The 589-nt window shown below is 67.6% G+C and carries 1 protein-coding gene; it reads left to right on the forward strand.

Going from position 1 to position 589, the window contains the following annotated elements; all coding sequences use genetic code 11:
* Window positions 1-589 (forward strand): Ig-like domain-containing protein (locus CAPSK01_RS23215; protein WP_273703776.1); only part of this gene is annotated, 589 nt, incomplete at both ends.

The following is a 589-nucleotide window of genomic DNA, read 5'->3' on the forward strand; positions in this document are numbered from 1 at the left end:
AGTGCCGGCACGACGCTGACCAAAGTCGAGTTCCTCGACGGCGCCAGCGTCCTCGCCACGCTCACCGCCAGCCCCTACACCTTCACCTGGAACAACGTCCCGGTCGGCAGTCACAGCCTCACCGCGCGGGCCACCGACAGCGCCGGCGGCGTCACCACCAGCGCGGCGCGGACGATGACCGTGACCAGCAGCAATACGCCGCCGAGCGTGACGGTAAATGGTCCGAGCAGCGGCGTCTACGCCTTGCCGATCACACTTTCCTGGCAGCTCCTGGTGAATCCGATGCAAGCCAATACGCCGATCACCCGGATCGACCTGTACGATGGCCAGCAGAACCTGGTCGGCAGTGGCGATGCCAACTTCACCATCACCTGGACGCCGACGGCGGCCGGCAACTACCAGCTTGGCGTTACGGTCACCGACAGTGCCGGCGGCGCAACCACCCGCTTGGTGGGGAATTTCACCATTACCGCCGGCAACACGCCGCCGACCGTCAGCCTGACAGCCCCGGCCGCCGGCGCCAGTTTCGTCGCTCCGGCGGCGATTCCCCTGACCGCGACCGCCGCCGATACCGACGGGACGATCAGCC

The organism is Candidatus Accumulibacter vicinus (genome assembly GCF_000584955.1).
In the GTDB taxonomy this organism is placed as follows: Bacteria; Pseudomonadota; Gammaproteobacteria; order Burkholderiales; family Rhodocyclaceae; genus Accumulibacter; species Accumulibacter vicinus.